The organism is Niallia sp. FSL W8-0635 (genome assembly GCF_038007965.1).
Classification (GTDB): domain Bacteria; phylum Bacillota; class Bacilli; order Bacillales; family Cytobacillaceae; genus Niallia.
In genome coordinates this window covers 3,987,696-4,012,558 of record NZ_JBBOYD010000001.1, presented here as the reverse complement: position 1 = coordinate 4,012,558, position 24,863 = coordinate 3,987,696, and the positions used below count along the sequence as shown (strand labels likewise).

General features: G+C 35.1%; 17 protein-coding genes. 15 read left to right on the top strand and 2 right to left on the bottom strand.

The window, feature by feature from the left end:
* The first annotated feature begins 22 nt into the window (after positions 1-22).
* From NYE52_RS19200 to NYE52_RS19185, 4 genes are all read left to right on the top strand, one after another.
* The gene (locus NYE52_RS19200) at positions 23-3,241 is read left to right on the top strand and encodes a response regulator (RefSeq protein WP_341194531.1); all 3,219 of its coding nucleotides are present in this window, start codon (positions 23-25) and stop codon (positions 3,239-3,241) included.
* 22 nt (positions 3,242-3,263) lie between these two features.
* Positions 3,264-4,109 (top strand): CheR family methyltransferase, encoded by an 846-nt coding sequence (locus NYE52_RS19195; RefSeq protein WP_445669122.1) that lies wholly within the window; start codon positions 3,264-3,266, stop codon positions 4,107-4,109.
* 417 nt (positions 4,110-4,526) lie between these two features.
* Positions 4,527-7,496: an EAL domain-containing protein gene (locus tag NYE52_RS19190; RefSeq protein ID WP_341194530.1), complete on the top strand. Its 2,970-nt coding sequence runs from the start codon at positions 4,527-4,529 to the stop codon at positions 7,494-7,496.
* Positions 7,497-7,827: 331 nt separating this feature from the next.
* Positions 7,828-10,656, top strand: coding sequence for a PAS domain S-box protein (locus NYE52_RS19185; protein WP_341194529.1), 2,829 nt, complete (start codon positions 7,828-7,830; stop codon positions 10,654-10,656).
* Between the two features lie 215 nt (positions 10,657-10,871).
* Here NYE52_RS19185 and NYE52_RS19180 read toward each other — a convergent pair whose 3' ends face one another.
* The gene (locus NYE52_RS19180; protein ID WP_341194528.1) at positions 10,872-11,738 is read right to left on the bottom strand and encodes an N-acetylmuramoyl-L-alanine amidase; all 867 of its coding nucleotides are present in this window, start codon (positions 11,736-11,738) and stop codon (positions 10,872-10,874) included.
* A 279-nt stretch (positions 11,739-12,017) separates the two neighbouring features.
* Between NYE52_RS19180 and NYE52_RS19175 the strand changes: the two genes are divergently transcribed.
* From NYE52_RS19175 to NYE52_RS19160, 4 genes are all read left to right on the top strand, one after another.
* On the top strand, positions 12,018-12,194 hold the full coding sequence (locus tag NYE52_RS19175) for a hypothetical protein (protein WP_341194527.1): 177 nt from the start codon (positions 12,018-12,020) through the stop codon (positions 12,192-12,194).
* Positions 12,195-12,227: 33 nt separating this feature from the next.
* Entirely contained in the window at positions 12,228-13,250 is a 1,023-nt protein-coding gene (rfbB, locus tag NYE52_RS19170) for a dTDP-glucose 4,6-dehydratase (RefSeq protein ID WP_341194526.1), read from the top strand.
* Between the two features lie 263 nt (positions 13,251-13,513).
* On the top strand, positions 13,514-14,515 hold the full coding sequence (locus tag NYE52_RS19165; protein WP_341194525.1) for an LLM class flavin-dependent oxidoreductase: 1,002 nt from the start codon (positions 13,514-13,516) through the stop codon (positions 14,513-14,515).
* A 448-nt stretch (positions 14,516-14,963) separates the two neighbouring features.
* The gene (locus tag NYE52_RS19160) at positions 14,964-15,191 is read left to right on the top strand and encodes a hypothetical protein (protein WP_341194524.1); all 228 of its coding nucleotides are present in this window, start codon (positions 14,964-14,966) and stop codon (positions 15,189-15,191) included.
* 356 nt (positions 15,192-15,547) lie between these two features.
* Here NYE52_RS19160 and NYE52_RS19155 read toward each other — a convergent pair whose 3' ends face one another.
* Positions 15,548-16,579 carry an NADH:flavin oxidoreductase/NADH oxidase gene (locus NYE52_RS19155; protein WP_341194523.1) on the bottom strand — a complete coding sequence of 344 codons (1,032 nt, stop codon included), beginning with the start codon at positions 16,577-16,579 and terminating at the stop codon, positions 15,548-15,550.
* Between the two features lie 585 nt (positions 16,580-17,164).
* Between NYE52_RS19155 and NYE52_RS19150 the strand changes: the two genes are divergently transcribed.
* The 7 genes from NYE52_RS19150 to NYE52_RS19120 all read left to right on the top strand — a co-directional run bounded on the left by NYE52_RS19150 (position 17,165) and on the right by NYE52_RS19120 (position 24,862).
* Complete coding sequence (locus tag NYE52_RS19150) at positions 17,165-18,811, top strand: ABC transporter substrate-binding protein (protein WP_341194522.1); 1,647 nt, start codon at positions 17,165-17,167, stop codon at positions 18,809-18,811.
* A 17-nt stretch (positions 18,812-18,828) separates the two neighbouring features.
* Positions 18,829-19,767, top strand: a complete 939-nt coding sequence (locus NYE52_RS19145; RefSeq protein ID WP_016203544.1) for an ABC transporter permease — start codon at positions 18,829-18,831, stop codon at positions 19,765-19,767.
* Positions 19,768-19,788: 21 nt separating this feature from the next.
* On the top strand, positions 19,789-20,670 hold the full coding sequence (locus NYE52_RS19140; protein WP_101729452.1) for an ABC transporter permease subunit: 882 nt from the start codon (positions 19,789-19,791) through the stop codon (positions 20,668-20,670).
* 21 nt (positions 20,671-20,691) lie between these two features.
* Positions 20,692-21,675, top strand: coding sequence for an ABC transporter ATP-binding protein (locus tag NYE52_RS19135; protein ID WP_341195239.1), 984 nt, complete (start codon positions 20,692-20,694; stop codon positions 21,673-21,675).
* On the top strand, positions 21,675-22,667 hold the full coding sequence (locus NYE52_RS19130) for an ABC transporter ATP-binding protein (protein ID WP_341194521.1): 993 nt from the start codon (positions 21,675-21,677) through the stop codon (positions 22,665-22,667). Before NYE52_RS19135 ends, NYE52_RS19130 begins: the two co-directional genes overlap by 1 nt.
* A 36-nt stretch (positions 22,668-22,703) precedes the next feature.
* A complete protein-coding gene (dat, locus tag NYE52_RS19125; protein ID WP_341194520.1) occupies positions 22,704-23,555 on the top strand; it encodes a D-amino-acid transaminase in 852 nt (283 codons plus the stop codon).
* Positions 23,556-23,641: 86 nt separating this feature from the next.
* Entirely contained in the window at positions 23,642-24,862 is a 1,221-nt protein-coding gene (locus tag NYE52_RS19120) for an aminotransferase-like domain-containing protein (protein ID WP_341194519.1), read from the top strand.
* The last annotated feature ends 1 nt before the right edge of the window (position 24,863 follow it).

Genomic DNA, 24,863 nt, shown 5'->3' with positions numbered 1-24,863 from the left:
TAGACTTTTAGGAGCCGCTTTTATGAAAATAAAATCAAAATTAATTTTACTTCTTAGTATATTGCCCGTTTTATTTTTTTTACTAATTGCCATTGCGTGGTATCAGCTTTCTTCCATTAATAAAATGAAAGTGTCATCCCAAGCCAATTATGAATTGTCTTTTTTAGCAGAGGAAATTCATCGGAATATTAAAAATGAAGCCATCAGTTTACGAAATTTACTTATTCTAACGGATGAGGAATCTATCCAAAAAGAATTGTCGAATTTAGAAACAGAAAGTAATTCTATTTCACAGGATATAGCGACATTAGATGCAAAAGTGTCTACCGCTGATCAACAAAAAATGATGAAGGAATTAGAAACGATCAACCAGGAGTTTAATCTGTATAAGGATCAGCTGGTGAATTTGGTAAAAGAAGGAAAGTTAGAGGAGGCAAGCACATTAATTAATAGCAAATCTAACTTGATACATGAAGATTTCTTTCAAGTCATTTCAGCTATAACAGAGCATTTTGAATCCAACTTGCTTACTTCCTTTGAAGAGGTTTCAAGTAGTATGTATGAGCGGATTTTAATCGGCAGTATTCTCCTTATGCTCTCGCTTCTCTTAATTATTGCGTTAATCTTTAAAAATGTCTGGTCTATATCGATGCGTTTAAACAAAGTTTCTAATGTGATGACAGACGTGGCTAATGGTAAAGAAGATTTGTCTACAAAGGTCGAAGATACTAGTAAGGATGAGATTGGAGATGTAGCAAAATCATTTAATCGGATGACCCAGTCTTTAGAAGAACAAATGGAGAGAGAACAGGAATTACTTTGGAATAAATCCAACATTGCTGAAATTACAACAAGCTTAAGTGGGAATCATGATTTAGAATCATTATCTCGTACATTCCTTTCCCAAATAGTGCCTTTATTGGATGCATGTCATGCTGTATTTTATATAAAATCAACTAATTCACAAGGTGGTAAGCAAATGTATAAGCTGCAGGCATCCTATGCATATAAAGAAAGAAAGCATATGACGACTGAATTTGAAGGTGGGGAAGGTCTGATTGGACAAGCAGTCCTTGAAAAGGAAACTATTCTTCTTACAAATGTCCCTGCTGATTATGTAAGTGTAAAGTCAGGTCTTGGAGAAGCAGCTCCACTGAATCTATATGTGATTCCGATACTTTTTGAAGGGGATGTAAAAGCGGTTTTAGAAATGGCATCTTTCCACCCATTTAACATACAGCAACAGGAATTTGTAGAAGAAGTGGTCAAAGGATTAGGGATTATCATTGATAGCGTAATAGGAAGAATCCAATTGGCAAGGCTATTAGAAGAATCGCAAACTTTAACAGAAGAGGTACAAGCTCAGAGTGAAGAGCTGCAATCACAGCAGGAAGAACTAAGAGCTTCAAATGAAGAGTTAGAAGAACAAACACAGGCACTAAGACAATCAGAGGAAAAATTGCAGGCGCAACAAGAGGAACTAGAACAAACCAATGCGGAATTAAAAGAAAAAGCCATTATTCTGGAAGATCAGAATAAACAATTTGAAAAAACAAATCGAGAAGTAGAACAAGCCCGTGCAGAGTTAGAAATTAAAGCAAAGGAACTGGCACTAAGCTCAAAATATAAATCTGAATTTCTAGCAAATATGTCTCACGAACTTCGAACACCGTTAAATAGCCTATTGATTTTATCCCAGCTTCTATCCGATAATCATGGTGGCAATTTATCAGATAAACAAATAGAATATGCGAAAACTATCTATTCATCAGGAAACGATTTATTAATCTTAATTAATGATATTTTAGATTTAGCAAAAATTGAATCTGGAAAAATGGAAGTAAATCCTAGCAATATTCAGATGGATGAATTAAGCGATTTCCTTGAAAATAATTTTAGACCAATTGCTAATAAAAAGAACTTACGCTTTGACATTGTATTAAAGGATAATCTGACACCCGCTCTATTTAATGATGAGCAGCGATTGAAACAGTTATTAACCAATTTATTATCAAATTCCTTTAAATTTACCCAGCAAGGTGGAATCGAACTTGAAATTTCTTCTGATTCAAAAGGTGAATTTAGATTTTCTATTTGTGATACAGGGATTGGAATTCCAAAAGAAAAACAAGGAATAATTTTCCAAGCCTTCCAACAGGCTGATGGAACAACAAGCAGGAAATTTGGTGGAACTGGATTAGGCTTATCTATTTGCCGGGAGCTTTCGGAACTGTTAGGTGGTCGTATTGAGGTAGAAAGTGAAGAAGGAAAGGGAAGTACATTTACCTTTATTGTCGGCAATTATGAGGGGGGGATAAAAGATATGTCCACCTTTATAATGGAGGAGGAAGTAGCTGCTTCTCAGGAACCAGTCTATCGTGAAGAGGTTCCGTATTCTCCACAAAGCGTTGTACAAGAAACCACTATTAAAAGACTATTAATTGTGGATGATGATAGAATTCATAGAAATTACTTGATGGAGCATATTGGTGATAAAAATGTAATAATCAAAGCGGTTTCTACTGGTTATGAAGCGATAGAAGAGTTAAAAGTAAATCAATTTGACTGTATTATTCTTGATTTAGGTTTAACAGATACAAGCGGATTTGTCTTGTTAGAAGAAATCAAAAAAGATTATGCGAATAAAGATTTAAAGGTATTTATTTATACGGCTCGTTCCCTTACCTCTAAAGAGGAATTATTTTTAAATAAATATGCCGATACCATCATTATTAAAGATCCACATGCACCAAAACGGTTAAAAGAGGAATTGGATTTATATTTAAGCGGGAACCAAGAAAATAATATAGAAGAAAACCAGACTTCTAGTAAAACTCAGAAAGCAAAAGCGTTAGAGGGGAAGCTGATCCTCCTTGTCGATGATGATGTTCGAAATGTATATGCATTATCAAGTGTATTAGAAATGCATGGGATGAAAATCCTATTTGCAGAGAATGGTAGAGAAGCACTGGAAATGCTAGCTAAAAATGAAGATATTGACTTAGTGTTAATGGATATTATGATGCCTGAAATGGATGGCTATGAAGCAATAAAACGAATACGACTGGATGATAAACGAAAAGAACTACCCGTAATTGCACTAACAGCAAAAGCGATGAAAGAGGACCGTGAAAAATGCTTGGAAGCTGGAGCATCTGATTATATTATGAAGCCAGTCCATTCTGATCAACTTCTTTCTTTAATTAGTGTGTGGCTCTACCCAGTAGAGGGAAGAGAATGATGGATAATGGGCGGACCAAGAGATGATGAAAGAATACCAACAAGTAAATGGAAAAGATAAGGAAAGAATTGAAATAGAATTACTTTTACAAGGACTGTACGCTTGGTGTGGATATGACTATCGGAATTATGCATATAATTCGATTCGAAGAAGAATATGGCATCGTGTGCATGCAGAGAAATTAGGGAGTATCACGGGTTTACTAGAAAAAATTCTTCATGATTCTGACTGCCTAAAAAGATTAATACAAGATTTTTCTATCCATGTGACGGAGATGTTTCGTGATCCTGCTTTTTTCTTAGCCTTTCGGGAAAAAATAGTACCTGTTTTACGGACTTACCCCTCGATTCGAATTTGGCATGCAGGCTGTTCAACAGGGGAAGAAGTATATTCTATGGCAATGCTGCTCCAAGAAGAAGGCATTTACGAAAAAACGAAAATATATGCGACGGATATTAGTACAGATGCATTAGCGATTGCAAAAGCTGGTGTATTTCCAATGGAAAGCATGAGAAAGTTTACGACAAATTATTTAAAAGCAGGAGGCAAAAAAGCATTTTCCGATTATTATGATGTAAAAGGTGATACAGTAAAGTTTGATTCAAGCTTAACGAAAAATATTGTGTTCGCCCAGCATAACTTAGTAACAGATCGATCATTTAACGAGTTTCATGTTATTTTTTGTAGGAATGTACTAATCTATTTTGATAAAGCCCTTCAAAATAAGGTACATCAGCTTTTTTATGATAGTTTAGGGATGTTTGGATTCTTAGGACTTGGTGATCGAGAATCCATCTTATTTACTGATACTGCAGATTGTTATGAAGAAATAAGCAGACATGAAAAGCTTTATAAGAAGATAAAATAGTTCGATGGATAATCCTCTCATGAATTTATAGGAGTAAATAGGAAAAAACGAAAGAAATTAGGAAGTTGTTCCTAATTTCTCAGGCTGTCGAGAAAGTCTCGACAGCTTTTTTCACAATTTCACTATACAACATATAGTGGTTTGATAATATCTTGCAAACCAAATGTCGTGGTCAAAATCAATTAAAACATCAAAAACCCCCTTTTTCAAAATCATACTTTTAAAAATAGGGGGTTTTTCTACAAGCTGAGAAATTAGGAAGTTGTTCCTAATTTCTTTTTTTTTGAAAAATAGGAAGGAACGCTAATACTCTCTCTTTCCTATATTTAGTAAGATGGAGATAGAATAGGTAAAAAGTAACAGTTAGATAAGATTAAAGTATTTTACCCATAGATAGAGGATTGGGGGGATTTGGGTATGGCGAAATTTAATTTCTTAAAAGATAAAAAAATGGAATTAGAGAATCAGTCTAAAAAGCTCGGTAATTTCGAATATTTATTAAACAAAGAAACGTTTAATGCCATATTTGAAAAACATCCGGATATTGTATTTGCATTGGACAATAATGGGGAGTTATTGCATGGGAATCCATCAGTAAAACGAATCCTTGGTTATGAAAAAAGAGATTTACATAAAAACGTTAGCAGAATTTATATAAAAAGACATCAACATCTACGAAAAAGCCATATAAAAAGGGCATTAAATGGAGAAAGTCAAAATTTTAGAGCAGATATCATTCATCTAAATGGTCAAACACTCACCTTTGATATTACATATGTTCCAATCATGGGGAAAGAAGAGCAAATCCTTGGTATTTATGGGATAGCAAAAGATATAACTTTGTTTAAAACGAATACAAAGGAATTGTTGAAGGTGAAAGAAAATCTAGAATTAGCTCAACAAGTAGCAAATATCGGAAGTTGGGAATATTACATTGTCGAGGATCAGGCATATTGGTCTAATCAGACTTTTGAAATATATGGAATAAAAAGCAATACGTTTGTGCCAACCTATAAGAAATTAGTAGCATTTGTTCATCCGGAAGATCGGCACTATTTCGATTCTACCTTTCGAAACGCCTTAAAGAATAGAGAAAGCTATACAATGGAATTTAGAATTAAGCGAATGGATGGTGTTTTTATCTATGTGTTTGTTCAAGCAGAAGTGATAGTAGATGAAAACTCTCGGCCTTTAAAATATGTAGGGGTTATTCATGATATAACGAAAAGAAAAGTGGCAGAAAAAAATTTAATAGAGGCAGAAGAGAGATTTAGAAATATTTACAATAATCTAGAGGTTGGCATTTCTTCTTATGATACTGTGAATAATGCGTTCATTCTAACATCACCAGGGATTAAAGCTGTTACGGGATATAGCTCTGAGGAGTTGTTAGTTATGGGGTGGGAGACAATTGTTCACCCGGATGATTTATTGGAGTTTAGACAATTAAGGTTGAAATTAATACAGGGTGAATCACTCACGCATACCTATCGAATACTCTCCAAGCAGGGAGAAGTAAAAAGGGTACAGGACCAAACGATACCGGAATTAGACCATGCAGGGAATGTTATCAAATTAGATGGAATCGTTTCAGATATTACTTTTTTGGAGAAAAGTAAGGAAGAAATTACGTATTTAGCTTATCATGATTATTTAACGGATTTATTCAATAAAAGAAGATTTGATGAAAAAATGGAAGAATTAATTCAAATTTCTAAACGAAATAAAAAGAGTTTTTCTGTCTTATATTTGAATCTAGATAGATTTAAACAGATTAATGATCGACTTGGTCATGCAATCGGAGATAAGCTATTGAAACAATTTACGATTAGATTGGATAAAAAGCTGAAAGTGAGTAATTATTTGTTTGCAAGACTTGGTGGAGATGAATTCGGTATTCTACTATGGGATTTCGAGCGTACAGATTTTCCAATAATGATTGCAAAAAGAATCATCGATTGCATGAAAACATCCTTTATAATCGATGAATATGAATTGTTTGTAACGACAAGTGTTGGTATAAGTACCTTTCCAATTGATGGACAGACAAAAGAAGAGCTAGTGAAAAAAGCAGATGCTGCTTTACATAGAGCAAAGGAAATGGGGAAAAACAATTACCAAATTTATTCGACTTTATTAAATATCTCTTCATTCAAACAGTTTCAGCTAGAAAGAGATTTATATAAAGCAATGGAAAGACAGGAATTCTATCTCCATTTTCAGCCTAGAGTGGATACAAAAACTGGAAAAATGGTAAGTGCCGAAGCGCTTATACGTTGGGACAATGCTGAATGGGGATCTGTTTCCCCAAGAGAATTTATTCCCATTGCTGAAGAAAATGGCTTGATTCTACCTATTGGGGATTGGGTATTTCAAGAGGTTTGTAATAGGATTTCAATTTGGAAAAGCATGAACCTACCTATTGTACCTATATCAATTAATATTTCTGCACAAAGATTATTAAAAAGTGATTTTATTCCAACTGTCATTCAAACCTTAAGAGAAACAAAAACAGATCCTTCCTTAATAGAATTTGAGATAACGGAGACTACTTTAATACAGTATGAAGAAATTGTCACATTAGCTGTACAGCAATTAAAAGAAATTGGTATTCGGATTGCATTAGATGATTTTGGTACGGGCTATTCTTCTTTGACTTATTTAAAACAATATCCAATTGATACGATAAAATTAGATCGCTCTTTTGTAAGGAATATAACGGACTCGAAAAAGGATGAAATGATTGTTAAATCCATGATCTTTTTGGCAAAAGGATTGGATATGAAAATTGTTGCAGAAGGAGTGGAAACAAACGCGCAATTGAACTTACTAAAGCAACAAGAATGTGATGAAATACAAGGATATTTATTTAGTAAATCAGTTGGCGAAGAAGAATTTCAAAGCTTCCTGCAAAAAAAGATAATAAAGCCACAAGAGCCGCAATGGGAGAGTAGAGAAATGACGAATAGAAGGAATTTCTATCGAATAAATCTAATTCGTCCTCTACAGGCACAAATGTCTTTAATAGCAATTAAAGGAAAAAAAGTTCAGTTAGGAAAAACTGAAATTCTTATAGAGGATATAGGGATTGGCGGAATAAAAATTCTTTCGAATATTGATTTACCTATAAGACCAGATATTGCTTTGCAATTTGAAACCAATATATTAAATGAGAAAGTAGAATTGTATGGACATATTGTTTGGAAACATGAAGTAAATGATATTTATCAATACGGTATTAAATTTGTGATTAGAGAAAAAGAAAGAGATTATTTTGCAAAATTATTTAATAAATTTTGTGTTGAATATCGTAAAAATCCTCTATTAACAAATTGTAGTTTTATTAATGAGGAAAAAATAAGCTATCTTAAAAATCTAAATTCTTAGGAAGCAGTTCCTATTTTATTCTAGCTTGCGGATAGTAAAAATCAGTAGAGAATGGAAAACTACTGATTCAAATTTTACTATATTTATATCACTCTTAAAGAATAGTAAAACTACCATCACAACATTATGCGAACTCGAGAATTGTCCGTATAGATCTGAATGATTTAACTAACGATCAGTAGAGTCCTAATGGGAGTTTCACTTTATGGCTATGTTAAGGAATGTTGATTTCGATTTTAGTAAGAAAAAAGTTCTTCCATTACGTTTAAAAATCGACTAAAACAACTATTCTTGTTAACATAGCTATTTTTATGAAAGGTTGTCAATAAATATGGATGATAAAAATGTAAGTGAGTTACACCCAAAAGATATTAATGGACTTATAAAATTACTTTTAACGGCATTTCACTCCTTACAGGATCTTGTATATGTAGTAGAAGTGACGAAAGATTTATATAGATATGTGTTTGTAAATCAAGCTGGCTTAAAAGTGTTGAATACAGATGAAAGTGTATTTGGGAAAACATTTGATGAAGTATTAGAAAAAGAGGATGCAGAATTTTTAAAACATCAATATTTAAAGGCTTGTAATAGTAATAAAGTAGTTACATTTGAAGATCAATTATTACTGCCAACTGGTAAAGTAAGGATAAATGAAACAGTATTAACACCATTTATTGACAATGATAATAATATTTATATCATTGCTGTGGTTCGTGATATTACCGAAAAAGCGAGGCAATTAACAGAGTTACAGCAGTCACGCAAGCAATTAGAAGAAAATGATCAGCTTTTAGCATCTCTGCTGGATCAAAATGAAGATGCAATATTTATGTTTGATACAGAAGGTTATTTTCTAGAGGTTAATGGAGCATCAGAAAAAATAACAGGGTTCGGAAATGGAGAATTAATAGGAACGCACTTTTCACAATCGATGCCAAAAAGAGAGGTAGTGAAGATAGAGAATCTCTTCAAGCAGTCGGCTTTAGGGATATCGAGTAGACACGAGACTGTTATTTATCATAAGGATGGGCATAAAGTTTATTTAAATATAAAGAATATACCAATTGTTGTAGAAGGAAAAGTTACAGGTGTTTTTGGAATTGCTAGAGACATAACAAAGGATAAAAAAACCTTAGAGGAATTGAGTATTGTTAAATCAAGACTAGAGTCTTTTATTAATGATAGTACGGATTCTATTTCAATGGTAGATAGGGAGGGAAAAGTTCTCTTTATTAATGATGCATTTACGAATATATACGGATTCTCAAAGGAAGAAGTAATAGGGAAAGAGCCACCAATAATCCCCAATTGGCTAAAAGAACAGGCAGACGATTTAAACCAACAAGTTTTATTGGGAAAAAAGGTGCAAGGGATATATGTGAAAAGGCAGAAAAAAACAGGTGAATTAGTCGACATGAGTATTAGCTTATCTCCTATTTATGATGAGATGGGGCAAATATCTGGAGTATCTCATATATCGCGTGATATCAGTGACCAGAAGAAATTGCAAATGGAATTGATGTGCATAAAAGAAGAATTAGAACTCGTATGGAATAATACCTCGGACGCCATCTTTATGATTGACCAAAAAGGGAGCTTTTTAAAGGGGAATCCAGCATTTGAAGAGATGCTTGGTTGGAAAGTAGAGGAAATGAAGAAGCTAACTAAATCCCCTATTTATCCACAATTCCACTTGCAACAATTAGAATATTTTCTAGATGATTTAAGGAGTGGGCAAAGAATACCAAGTTTTCAAACACAGCGAATGCGTAAAGATGGGTCTCTTATTGATGTAGTTGCAAACTATAAACCGGTGAATATGGGAAATATATTAGCTGTAGGTACTTACCAAGATGTTACCGAATATACACAAGTTTTGAAAAAACAAGAGGAAAGTGAGGAAAAGTTTAAAAGTGTGGTAGAAACAGCACCAGAAGCAATTCTTATCCTTACAGATGGAAAAATAGGTTTTATTAACCAAGCTGGTTTAAAGCTCTTAAAGGCAAAAGGTAAATCACAAGTCATTGGAAAAAACAGTTTAGATTTTGTTTTTCAAAATGATCGCAAGCAATTGCTAGAGAAAATACAGAAAGTTTTTCAAAAAGAGCTTATAGAAAATATGGTAGAAGGAAGATTTTACACATTAGACGGAGACATTATTTATACAGAAGCTACATTTGCAATGATAAGGGATCACGGGAAAACATCGGTAGTAGTGATGCTTAGAGATGTTACAACAAAAAGAAGAGCGGAAAAGGCGATGAGAGAAAGTGAAGAACGTTTTCGAATTATCGCCGAATATTCTATGGATATTATTAAGGTACTAAATCCACAAGGGAAAATCTTATATGTATCACCTTCTTTAGAAAAAGTATTAGGGTATCCAGTCAGAAATATGATTGGAAAAGAATTTTTTATAAATGTTCATTCTGAGGATTTGCAAGAAATTAAAGAAAAATTTAAAAAGATGTTTGAAACAAAAGAGTATTTTCAGGTGAATTTGCGGCGAATACATCAAGATGGTCATTCGGTATGGTTAAATACTGATTTTGTTCCAGTTATAAATTCTGAAGGGGAAATTGAGAGAGTTGTTGCTATTTCGGCAGATATTACAGAGATGCGAAGAAAGGAGAAAAAATTATCTGAAATGGCTTACTCTGACCATTTAACAGGACTTCCGAATAGAAGATTATTCCTTGATCGTTTGCAGCAAGCGTTCTATACATCGGATCGTACAGGAAAGTTGACCGCTTTAATGGTGTTAGATTGCGATAAATTTAAAATTATCAATGATACACTTGGACATGATGTTGGGGATGAAGTCATAAAGATATTTGCAAAAAGAGTAAAGAGCTCGCTTCGCAAAGGGGATACTTTATCAAGAGTAGGTGGAGACGAATTTACGATTGTCTTGCCAGAAATAAGGAAAGTTGAGGATGTGGTCGAAATATCCGAGAGAATTCTCGGAATAGTGAATGAAAAAATGCTGATAAGTGGAAAGGAATTGGAAATTTCAACAAGTATCGGAATTTCTTTTCATAATCCTAATGCCCCTTCTAATACGGATGAATTATTTAAAAAAGCGGATCAGGAATTATATAAGGCGAAAGCAAAGGGTGGAAATTGTTTTTCTTATACAGATGACACCACATTATAATTGCCTTTTTCTATTATGTGATTTTTAAACATATGTTTCCTGCTGTCGATAAATTCTTATGGTAAATTAATTTTATCAGACGTAGTTTATTTCATTGCTAAAAATGCAAATCCGATTAAAGTATACTCAGCGTAATTTTAATCGGATTTTTGTTTTAAAGAAATTTTGTCTTAGAACTTATTTTTATAAAAACATGTTCAACAATTAATTCTTGTTTATTTGATACGAATGGTATCTCCTACTTGTAAAGCTTTAACATTAACAGATGGATTTAATTTTTCGAGTGTACCATGCTTAAGATTCAGCTTTTCCTCAATATCCCAAAAGGTATCTCCCTTTTGAATATTATACGTTTGAATGGTAACACCAATATTTAATTTACTGCCTATTTGCAAAGCATTAGGGTTAATGCCTGGATTCCATGCTTTTAATTGATCTACAGTAACTCCTTGTGTTTGTGAGATACTCCATAAAGTATCTCCTTGTGCAACCGTATAGGTACCACTCTCTGCTTTACCTATTTCGATTGGTTTCTTCTTTAATCCAAATGCTTTTGCCATTCCTTCAACATGTCCTTTTGCAATAGCGTCTAATACATCATTTCGTTTCAATAAATTAGCATCAGCTTTTGTATCAATAAATAAATTTTCGGTTAAAATTGCTGGACTGTTCGTTTCTCGTAATACGTGGAAATTAGCCGCTTTCGCCCCTCTATCAATTATATTAAATGCTTTTAATTCTGCCATTACTGCAGAATGAATCGTTGATTGTACTTTTCCTGTAGCGCTACTTGCAGATAATGTGTTATAGCGGTAATCTTCGTATCCAGTCCCACCGCCAGCATTAATATGAATAGATAGGAAGAAATCAGCTCCCCATGCGTTAGCAGCATCAGTACGTTGTGACAAAGACAATGTAGTATCGCTCGTTCTACTCATTTTCACACTTGTATTCTCATAATTTTTTAATAAGTTTTCAATTTTTTTAGCAATTGTAAGCGTTAATACTTTTTCTTGCAACCCATTACCTACTGCCCCTGAATCAGTACCACCATGTCCTGCATCGATGAAAATTTTTGTCATGTACCTTCACTCTCCATTCTGTTTTTTATTTATACTATGAAAAGAGGGATAAAAACGTGTAGTTACTATTATTTCGGTTTTATTACAAACTAGCTTTTAGAAACAAATTGTATGATGATTGATTTAAATCTAGTTATTATAAACGCTGGTAGGCAATTTTGGAGTGACAAAGTATAAAGGAGAAAAAGCTGTACAATATTGTTCGTATTTATTTGGTATTAGGTACCATAGGCAATACCTTTATTAGATAGCGTAGAAAAAGTAAAGTATACATAAATCATGCTTTTAACGAATGATTTACTACATTGGGCAGACTTTGTGAAAGAAATTTTTCAAATAGTAGTTAAAGCTGTAAACATAAATAGCATTACAGCGAAAGAATATCCGATTAATGAAGGCATTCAAAGAAATCTCGAATGTAAAGGACGAACGGATTTCTCCGTCTTATTAACGTAATATATCTTGGAATACAAGAAGAGGTGAACTAAGGTGGCAAGAAAGAAAGTATTAGTAACAGGTGGCGCAGGCTTTATCGGCGGAAACTTTGTGCAATATATGGTCAACAAATATCCAGATTACGATATATATAATTTAGATTTATTAACCTATGCAGGAGATTTAACGAAGCATAAGGAAATCGAAAAGAAGGATAACTATCATTTCGTAAAGGCAGATATTGCCGATCGAGACGCAATATCAGCTCTTTTTGAAAAAGAAAAGTTTGATTATGTGACCCATTTTGCAGCAGAAAGCCATGTGGATCGTTCGATTACAGACCCAGAAATCTTTGTCGTGACAAATGTTCTTGGTACGCAAGTATTACTTGATGCTGCAAAAGCAGTTGGTGGTGTAACGAAATTTGTTCATGTATCAACAGACGAAGTATATGGAGAATTAGATTTCGATCCAACAACCTTCTTTACAGAAAATACACCATTACAGCCAAATAGTCCATATAGTGCAAGTAAGGCATCATCGGATATGCTTGTCCGTGCTTATCATAAAACATTTGGCTTGCCAATCAATATTACACGTTGTTCGAATAACTATGGACCTTATCAATTCCCAGAGAAGTTAATTCCTTTAACCATTTCTCGTGTGTTAAATGATCAAAAGATTCCAGTTTATGGAGACGGTAAAAACATTCGTGATTGGTTGCATATACTTGATCATTGTGCGGCAATTGATTTAGTGCTTCATGAAGGAGCAAATGGTGAAGTGTACAATGTTGGTGGTCATAATGAGCGTACAAACCTAGAAGTTGTAAAAACAATCATTAGCATATTAGGCAAGTCAGAGGACTTTATTGAATTTGTAACCGATCGTCTAGGTCATGACAAACGATATGCGATTAATCCAACCAAACTCGAAGCATTAGGCTGGAAACCAACCTATTCCTTCGAATCTGGAATTGCTCAAACGATTCAATGGTATTTGGATAACAAAGGATGGTGGGAGGAAATTATTAGTGGCGAGTATCAGAATTATTTTGAGAAGCACTATGCTTTATAAAGGAGCGAAGGAGGAGGTTCTTCTGTTTACATCCTGCTATTTTACATTTCCTTAGCAAGTATCAGGTTGGCATTTTAAGAAAAACTAAAGAGTATCTTTATAAGTATTGGTACAGTCTTTTCCTTGTATATCATTCATTCTCGACTTGTAAGAGGAATTTTTATTTGGGATTTGCCTTCTCTATCTCTTCAAGCAGATAAGTTTGTTTCCACGATATCAATTGATATGATAAAGAGGAATTAAACAAGAAAGGATCTTGCATAATGGCAAATTTAAATATACCTGTATCTGTACTAAACCTTGCTCCCATACGCGTGGGACAAACTTCAAAAGAAGCCATTGAATCAATGGTTGATTTAGCTCAAGCAACTGAGGAAATGGGATATAAACGATATTGGATTGCTGAGCATCATAATACTTCTACACTTGTTAGTTCTGCGACAGCCATTTTAATAAAGCATACGCTTGAACATACAAATAGTATTAGTGTAGGATCTGGTGGAGTGATGCTACCTAACCATTCTCCATTAGTGGTTGCAGAACAATTTGGAACGATGGCGACAATCTATCCAAATCGTGTGGATTTAGGGCTTGGGAGAGCTCCTGGAACGGATATGCTAACCGCAAGTGCCTTGAGAAGATCGCAAAAGGATTCTGTCTATACGTTTCCAGAGGATGTTAATGCTCTTCTGACATATTTTGGGCCAGAAGAAGATCAAGGGTATGTAAAAGCCCATCCAGGTGTTGGAACCAATGTACCGATTTACATTCTTGGTTCTTCCACAGATTCCGCCTATTTAGCAGCAAGCTTAGGATTGCCTTATGTTTTTGCTTCTCATTTTGCGCCAAGATATATGGAAGATGCGATCAAGATTTATCGTGATCGTTTCAAGCCTTCGAAGTATTTAGAGAAACCTTATATGATGGTTTGTTTAAATTTAATTGCTGCTGAAACGGATGAAGAGGCTGCTGTTTTACAGACATCCACTCATCAGTTTTTCCTTAATGTAGTACGTGGTACCCAAATGCCTCTTCAGCCACCAGTGGAAAGTCTAGATGGACTTTGGAACCCACAGGAAGAAGAAATGGCAAAATCAATGTCTAGTGTCACTCTATTGGGAAATAAAGACTCGGTTCGCAAGCAGCTTACAGCTTTTCAAGAACGCTTTAATGTGGACGAAATCATGGCTGTTTCTTATATTTTTGACCAAGACAAGCAGAAACGCTCTTATGAAATATTAAGAGAAGTGGTAGAGGGGAAGTAATAGTAAGAACCTCCGTTTTTTATTGGTAATCAATAGATTGTGCATAAACATAAAGGGTACTGAATCTCCGATGGAGTCAGTACCCTTTTAAATTATTTATCCTTCTTATCCTCTTTTTTCTTCTCCTGTTGCTTCTCTTTCTGCTCTTCCGTTATTTTAAAATCACGATCCACCGTCTTGTTTTTTAAATCTTCATTTTTAACCATAGCTATAAACGCCTCCTTTTTTCTTTTATATAGACGATTTGGCATGGATTAAACCTAAATGTAATAGGAAAAAATGGGATTATTTGGTTTTTGGAGAGGGCATGGAATCGTAGGGACGGTTCTCCTGCTTCCGTTTTTAATTAACCAAAAAAATAGGGAAACAGTAGAACCGTCCCTATGAGGACTTTGAGTACTTTAAATGAAAATCGGGTATTACTACTAATAGAAGGAGGTGATAGATCATGGCAGAAAACAAAAAAGAACAAAGTTCAAATAATGTTCAAATAAATATGGATAATCCGGAGCAATATCCAACCGAAAATGAAAGTTTATTTGATAAATTTGAAAGTGAATTAAATGTAGATCCAATCCCAATGGAGGATCTTAAAGAAGAACTACGAGAAGAAAAAGCTAAGCATGATACAAAAAATACGTCATCAAGCGAAAAAAAGTATAGGACAGGCATGTAAGGGAATCATAGGGACGGTTCTCCTGCTTCCCTTTTTTGGGAGTAAAACAGGATTAGGGAAGCGGAAGAACCGTCCCTCTGAACCCCTCTGAATACAGAAAAAAAGAGGCCACAAAGTTAAAATGGCCTCTTTTTTCTAAGAAAATTATTTGCTATTTACTTGCCTTGCAGCTTCTCCCAATCAGATGCTGCTAATGCTACACAAATGTCACCAATCACACTTAAAAGACCAAGCACAAGCTCTATCATTAGCAACCATCTCCTTTATATTTAGAATACCATAAAATGGAATCGGAGTGATAGTGCTATCTAGACTAGAGAAATGGGAAGCAGAAGAACCGTCCCCCTGCTTCTTTCTTATCTCTTAGGGAATGCGACGGCATATTGTTTTGGCATTTCTGTTTCTTTATGTAGTTGTGCAGCTGCTTCGATTGTCCAGTATGGATTGCGGAGCATGCCTCTTCCTACGGCAACTAGATCTGCATCATCGTTGCCAATGACGGAGTTTGCTAATTCTGGTGAATCTAGTCTTCCTACTGCTATAACTGGTACACTTAACTCTTGTTTAAATGCACGAGCTAAAGGAACTTGGTATGCGACATGTGTTCCAGGTCGTCCTGCTGCAGCAATTGGACCTTCTCCACCTGCACTCACATGGAAAATGTCTACGCCGGCTTCTTCATATTTTTTAGAAAATGCAACACTGTCTTCGATATCATATCCGCCCTCAACATACTCTTTACCAGAAACACGCATGATTAATGGCATATCTGCTGGCATTTCTTCTTTCACAGCTTTAATGATTTCCACACCGAACTTTGTCAAGTCTTTGCCGTATTCATCTGTACGTTTATTTGTATAGGCAGATTGGAATTGATGAATTAAATAGCCATGTGCGCCATGCAACTCGATTGTATCAAAACCAGCTTTAATAGCACGAGCAGTAGCCTCACGGAATTTTTCCACCATACCTTTTACTTCTTCTGTCGTTAATTCTCTTGGTGTTTTGGATTTATCATCAAATGGAAGGGCAGATGCGGACACAGGTTGTGGTGCGTCTTCCGCCTTTCTTCCAGCATGAGCAATTTGAATCCCCACTTTTGCGCCATATTGATGACAAGCATCAACAATTCGTTTCAATGGAGCAATATGTTCATCAGACCATAAGCCTAAATCATTATCGGTGATACGACCGTCAGGCTCTACATCTGTCATTTCAATAATGATTAATCCAGCACCGCCGATTGCGCGACTTACATAATGAACATAATGCCAATCTGTTGCGATTCCGTCTTTTTTCTCCACTGAATATTGACACATTGGAGGCATTACTACACGGTTTTTTAATTCTAATCCTTTATAAGAGAAAGGAGTAAATAAATCCTTCATAACCAATCCTTCTTTCATTGAAAATTATATTGTTTGTCTAACAAGGTACCACCAGCCACAGCTTATTTCAAATATTATGCTCCCTGATGAGGTGATTTTCAGAACTATTATGTACAAAAAAATGTAACAAATTCGTATAACTATTTATTTTTCAAAGGAAAAAGATTAAAGAAAATAACAATTAATCATTAAAAATATTTATTATCGAAAAATATAAAAAGTAGGTAGTTTTAAAACTACAAGCTTAAATTTGAATGGGAATAATATAGATTTTGCTGATTTTTGGTGAGAGAAAGTCGAAAATTATGTCAGGTTTTCATTATAGAAGAATAAAGAGTAATGATTGAAAATTTAGAAAATAAAGAAAACTACACAAAGTTCACCTTTACCATATTAAAGTACTGCTATATAATAATTTTAATATTCAGATAATTTGTCAGAAAATATGACAAATGCAACTTTATGATAACAACACATAAAAATAATGTAATATTTTCTGGCAAAAAACAACTAGATTATTCCATTTGTGTAATAGAGAGAGAAAGATTTAAGCAGTAAAAAAACTAATACATAAGGAGAATGAGGATGAAAAGGAATAATTTTAGGTTATTAATTTTTAGTATTTTAATGGTCTTATTTTTAAGTGCATGTACTGACGAAAGTAATCCTACAAGTTCTACTGAAGACGATGCGACTAGTAGTAATGAGCCAACACCAGGGGGGACGTTAGTAAGAGCAGCTATTTACGGGGATCCACAAAACTTGGATCCAATGGCCAGGTCTCATGGTACTTCGACATCCATGGTAACTTGGAATATCTTTGAACCACTTGTTCGTTATGACGCGGTAGCTGGAGAATTCAAAGAAGGAAATGCGTCGGAATGGGAAATTAGTTCAGATGGTTTAACTTATTCTTTTACCCTAAATCCCGATGTAACCTTCCATAATGGAAGAGTGGTTACTGCCGAAGATTTTAAGTATTCGATAGAGAGGGTTATGAATCCAAAAAACGCTTCTCCTAATGCAGGAAACTTACAAGCTATTAAGGGATCTAAGGAATTTATGAGTGGAGATGCAACCGAAGTAACAGGTATTAAAGTGATGGATGATACACATATAGAAATCAGTTTAGACAAACCAGATAACACATTCCTTTCCGTTTTATCTTTACCATTTACAGCTGCCGTTCCAAAAGAGGTAGTGGAGGAAAAAGGGGATAAATTTGGTGAAGAACCAGTTGGGGCAGGTCCATTTAAGTTTTCTAGCTGGGTTCGAGGTAGTGAAATTGTTTTGGAAAAAAATGCAGACTACTTTGCAGGTGCACCTTATTTAGACAAAGTTGTCTATAAAGTTATGGAAGACCAAACAGCGAGAGACAATTCATTTGCTTCCAGACAATTAGACATGATGGTATTAGGGGATGCCCAGTATGCAAGATATAAAAATGATCCAACATATGGTGAATTGATAGTCGAAGTGCCAGAATTATTTACAAGAAATTTAAAGTTTAACCTCGAAAAGGATGGTCCATGGCAAGATGTTCGTGTTAGACAGGCTATAAATTATGCAATCGATCGAGACACCATTATACAAACGGTAATTCAAGGGAAGGCGTATCCAGCAGTTGGAGTACTTCCTTCTTCCATTCAAGGCTATAACGATAAGGTAACTACGTATTCGTATGATCCAGAAAAAGCTAAGTCGTTACTAGAAGAAGCAGGATATGGGGATGGATTTACACTAAACATTCTTACTACCTCACACCCAGCATTCGGATTACCGGCAGTAGAAGCATTAAGTGGATATTTAGAAGAAGTCGGAATTACCGTAAAGACAGAGCAAGTAGATTTTGCTGCAATGACAGATAGATTGAATAATGGAGATTTTGAAACGGCGATGTCTTCAAACGGTGGCATGACACATCCAGTAGAGTTTCTATCTCGCTATTTCCATAGTAAAAATGCTGGTGCATCTGGTAATACAAGTCATTATACCAATGAAAAGGTCGATGAATTGCTAGATAAGGCATCCCAAACAACAGATGAATCGGAAATGATTGCTTTAGCCCAAGAAGCAGAAGAAATGATTGTAAAAGATGCACCTTGGTGGTTCTTTAACTATAACAAGGCAGTTATTGTTCATCAGCCTTGGGTGAAGGGGCTACAGGAAATGCCGACAGATATTGACTATCAAGACTTAACGAAAGTTTGGATTGATGAAAGTCTAAAATAAAAGTCGAGAGGTGAACCATGCTTAATTATACGATAAAACGTCTTTTGGAAGCCATCCCAATCTGGGTAGCTATTACCTTAATTGTATTTGTTTTGATGAATATTATTCCTGGGGACCCAGTAGCCCAATTAATGGATGCGAGAAGCGGGGCATTGGATGAAAATGTTATGAAACAAATTAGAGAGCAATGGGGACTTAATGATCCCCTTCCTCTCCAATATTTACATTTCCTGCAAGGGGTAGTCCAAGGGGATTTTGGTACGTCCTATCAATCTAGAAGTTCTGTAACGGAACTGCTTATTGAAAGGATACCCGTAACCTTACAAATTACTGTTCTAGGATTAATCATTGCTATTGTGATAGGAATTACCGTTGGAACCATTGGAGCTTTAAAAAGAGGTTCTTGGATTGATTCTTTCGTAAGTTCTTTTTCCGTATCTGGTGTTTCCTTGCCCTCGTTTTTCCTAGGATTAATCCTTATGTATCTATTTGCCGTGAAATTTAGACTTCTTCCTGCAACAGGTTATGTAGCAGGGGATATTAGATATTTAATTTTACCATCCCTCACACTAGCTCTAGCTGTAAGTGGCGTAATTGCTAGAATTACTAGATCAGCAATGATTGATATATTGCGAATGGATTATATGACAACGGCTATTTCCAAAGGTATGTCATCAGGAAGAATCATTGTTTTACATGCACTAAAAAATGCCATGCCACCTATATTGACGATAATTGGGGTTCAAATGGGATTGTTGTTATCTGGAGCTGTTATTACAGAAACCATTTATGGATTACCAGGGGTTGGCAGATTAATGATTGACGCGATATTGCAACGTGATTTACCAATCGTGCAAGGTTGTGTTGTTTTTGTAGCCACTGTTTTTTTACTAGTGAATTTACTTACTGATATTGGCTGTAGATTAATCGATCCAAGAATTAAAGTAGAGTCTTAAAAAGGATGGAGTGAATAATGAATGGAGACTGTCAATGCGCCAACAATCAGTACTGATAGGAGCATACATATTAAGAAAAAGAAAAGAAGGATGAAATTTTCTTTTTCCTATATTGGTATTGGGTTAATGCTTGTTATTGTATTAGGCACCATATTTGTCCCATTTATTTCTTCTTATAATCCAAATACCAATGATTTAACACAGACATTGCAAAAACCTTCAGCTACCCATTGGTTTGGAACAGACCATTTAGGAAGAGATCTTTTTACAAGAGTTTTATATGGAGGGCAAAAATCACTAGTTATTGCTATCGTCGTTCAGCTTATTTCTATTTCCATTGGAACTTTACTAGGCTTGTTATCTGGTTATTTTTCAGGAAAAACAGATAAAGTAATTATGGCGGTAACCAATATTATGTTTAGCTTTCCAGGGCTCTTATTTGCAATTGCCATTATGGCAGCCTTAGGACCAGGAATATTTAACTTGATTCTTGCCTTAGGAATTGTGAGTTGGCCTGAAATATGCCGATTGGTACGGTCGCAAACTTTATCCTTAAAGGAACAAGAATTTGTAGAAGGTGGTCACGCTTTAGGTGCTAGTGTCTTTCGCATTTTATTTCGCTATATTTTACCTAATTGTTATGGACATATTGCTGTTATCGCAACATTAGGTATGGCATCTACCATTCTTGCCGAATCATCTCTAAGTTTTCTCGGATTAGGCGTACAGCCACCTGATCCTAGTTGGGGATCTATGGTCAATCAAGGAAAGGATTATATGTTTAATGCTCCTTGGTATTTATTTATTCCTGGTGCAGTGATGTTTATTGTCATATTAGGCATAAATTTAGTAGGCGATGCATTTAGAGACTACTTTGATCCAAGAATGAAAAATTCGCGATAAAGGAGGGTACTGCAATTGGGGATGATACTAGATGTTCAAGATTTGAAAGTTGGATATAACAAGAACGGTGACATAGTCCATGTTTTAAAACAAGTGGACTTTTCCTTAGAAAAAGGGGAGACATTGGGGATTGTAGGAGAGTCGGGCTGTGGAAAAAGTATGACTTCCTTAGCCATAATGGGCCTACTTAAAAACAAAGGCCTTCTCGCTACGGATGGAAAAATAGTTTGGGAAGGAAAGGATTTATTAGCCTCCACAAATTCAGAATGGAAAGGCATACGCGGAAAAGAAATTTCGATGATTTTTCAAGAACCGATGACAGCACTTAATCCTTTATTAACAATTGGAACACAAATAACGGAACAATTAGCTGCTCATTATCGCTTAAGTAAAAAGGAAAGAACAGAAAAAGCGGTGGAAATGCTGAAATTAGTAGGCATACCGTCTCCAGAGCAACGGATGAAGTCTTATCCACATGAGCTTTCTGGAGGAATGCGGCAAAGAGTGATGATTGCGATGGCCATTTCTTGTCAGCCGCGTCTATTAATTGCAGATGAACCAACAACAGCTTTAGATGTAACGATTCAAGCACAAATCTTAGATTTACTTGCTGATTTAACGAAAAAATTAGATATGGCGATGATTTTAATAACACATGATTTAGGAGTTGTCGCTAATAATTGTCAAAAAGTTATTGTAATGTATGCTGGCCGCGTAATGGAGGAAGCAAGAAAAGACCAATTATTTGAAAAGGCATTTCATCCCTATACACAAGGATTATTACAGTCTGTTACTTCGATTGAAGAGAAAATGGACGAATTATATTCCATTCCTGGTCGAGTTCCAATGGCGGATGAGGAGATACAAGGCTGCATTTTTCAAGACCGTTGTCCTTTTGCTGAACAAAAATGCCAGATGCAACAACCGCCGCTTACAGAAATAGAAGAAAATCGTAAAGTCAGTTGTTGGAGATATAAGGAAATTGCAGAAGGGGTTGCATCATAATGGAACATGTTGCCGAAAAAGAAGTGTTGCTGGAAATAAAAGCACTTAAAAAGTATTTCCCAGTGAAAAGAGATATTCTTCAAAAAATAACAAGAAAGGAACAAAAGGTTGTCAAGGCAGTAGATGATGTCAATTTTAAAGTATATAAAGGAGAAACATTGGCGTTAGTTGGCGAATCAGGGTGTGGGAAAAGTACAACCGGTCGATCTTTATTGCGGCTAATTGAACCAACGTCAGGAAATGTTTATTTTGAGGGAAGGGATATTGTTACCTATTCCAAGCAAGAATTGAAGAATATAAAAAAGGATATGCAAATTGTCTTTCAAGATCCCTTTGCATCCTTACATCCTAGAATGACGGTAGAAGAAATTATTGCAGAGCCCTTGTCTATTCATAAAATTGGTAGTCGAGAAGAAAGAGAAAAGAAAGTGGAATATTTAATGGAAAAGGTAGGTTTATCCCCTCAGATGAAAAAAAGATATCCCCATGAATTTTCAGGAGGGCAAAGACAAAGAATTGGGATTGCAAAGGCGTTAGCGCTAAATCCTAAGTTTATTATATGTGATGAACCTGTATCCGCATTAGATGTTTCTGTCCAAGCACAAGTTATTAATCTCTTTAAAAATTTACAAAAGCAATTTTCCCTGACGTATCTATTTATCTCTCATGATCTTAGTGTAGTAAAACATGTTTCAGATCGAGTAGGAGTGATGTATTTAGGAAAAATAGTGGAGATTGCTAATACTGCTGATTTATTTTCAAGGCCAGCTCATCCTTATACGCAAGCTTTGTTATCGGCAAGACCAGTAATTGATGAGAAAAATAGAATGGAACGGATTGTATTAAACGGGGAGTTGCCTACACCTCTTAATCCACCAAGCGGCTGTCGTTTTCATACAAGATGTCCATTTAAAATGGAAAAATGTATGAAGATAGAACCGACAGTAAAAGATGTAGGAACTAATCATCAAGTAGCATGTCATTTACATTAATGAAATAAATAGTATCAAAATAAGGAGATGAAGACATTGTATATTTTGGTCAATGAAGGAATTATTCCAAAAAGCTCTTTTTCTATTGATATTGAAGATAGAGGCTACCAATTTGGTGATGGAATCTATGAAATGGTAAAGGTATTTGAAGGAGTCCTATTTGAGTGGGAAGCACATCTAGAAAGACTTTTTCGCAGTGCTCGGGAGTTAAGGATTGCTATTTCAATGAATAAAGAAGAGTTAACCAAGCAAATTCAGCAATTAATAGCGATTGAAAATTTAAGAGATGGTTATATCTATTTACAAGTTACTAGAGGAGTGGCTGCAAGGGTACATCATTTTCCAGAAGGCGCTACTTCTGTGTTAGTAGCTTATGTAAAAGAAGGGGGAGAAGTAAGAAAAGCAGAATTAACCGGAATTCATGTTATTACGACAGAGGATATTAGATGGCAGCGTGTAGATATTAAGAGTCTAAATTTACTAGGAAATGTACTTGCAAAACAAAAAGCAGTAGAAGTAGGGGCTCAAGAAGCTGTTTTTGTTAGAGACGGATTCGTGACGGAGTGTAGCAGCAGCAATATTTTTGGCATAAAGGATGGTGTTTGTTACACCCATCCAGCTAATCATTTCATCTTAAATGGAATAACAAGACAAGTGGTGATTCGCTTGTTAGAAAAGGTCTCATTAGAGTTAGAAGAAACACCAATGACATTAGAAGCGTTATACGAGATGGATGAAGTATTTATAACCAATACAGGACAAGAAATTGGCCCCGTTATTGACATAGATGGTAGAAAGATTGGGACTGGAGAGGTTGGAGAATATAGCCGCAAGCTTTCCAGCGAATTTCAACGTTTGATTGACTCTGTTGTGCCTAGCAAACAGTAGAGTGGAATGATTCTACTATTTTGATTGCAGGTAAAAGCAATGAATCTTACAAAAGCAGACAAAACTAGTATAAATGGGGGAAATACATGGAAGTAGTAAAAGAGTATCCGTTATCAAATAGGTTTCCAGAAATGCCTTTATTATCTGCAGCTAATGCGAAAAAACATCCTGATTTAATTCCATTTGCCTTTGGTCATCCTGCGAAAGAATCATTTGATATTCCTTTATTGTCTCAATCAGCAGTGTCTGCATTGCAATTGGATGGTCCAAAAGCTCTGCAATATTCAGGAGGAGAAGGTCCTGATCATGTTGTAAATTGGATTCAAAGACGCTCCAAACATGTATCAATCGTAGTAGACAAACCAAATATTCTTGTTACTGCTGGTTCTATGCAAGCTATTGACTTAGCAACAAGAACCTTAACAGACCCTGGGGATCATGTTTGGGTGGAGGCGCCGACTTTTTTTGGCGCAATTAGACAATTCTCCCTTGCTGAAGTAAAAATTTCGTCAATACCTATTGATGAAAATGGTTTAATGACAGACAAACTTGAGAGTAAATTGAAGGAAGCAGTTAAGAATAATATCCCGATTCCCAAGTTTATTTATGTGATGCCAAATTATCATAATCCTACTGGTGTTTGCTTATCGATAGAAAGAAGAAAGAAGCTTGCTGAACTTGCTTATGAATATAATTTTTATGTACTAGAAGATGATGCATATGTAGAGCTTTGTTTTTCTGGAGAGAAATTGCCCTCTATTTATTCTTTCGGTCCGAAAAGGGTTATTTATTTAAGTACCTTTTCTAAAACGATTGCACCAGGAATTAGAATGGGCTGGGCTATAGCGGATGATGATGTAATTATCCAGCGAATGAAAATGTTAAAATCAGATGGATCCACAAGTGTTTTTGTTCAAGAAATTATTTCTCATTTCTTGGGAGAAGTAAAATTTGAAAACCATATGAATAGAATAAATGATTTATATTGTGCTAGGAAAGAAGCAATGGTTGACATAGTAAAGGAATATTTTGGAGAGGAAGTAACATTTACCGAGCCAGAAGGAGGCTTCTTTCTTTGGTTAACCTTTCCTAAAGAAATAAATACAAGTGAATTTGCTAGTGATGCACTTTTAAGAGGGGTTAGTTTTATTGAAAGTAAATTCTTTTATGTAGATGCTGCAGAAACCAATCATATAAGACTAAGTTTTACTTTTACAAATGAAGAGGAGATTCAAAAAGGAGTTCAGCGAATTGCAGAGTCATATTACCGATACAAAAAAAGCATCGAAGTATTAAACGAGGTGTAAA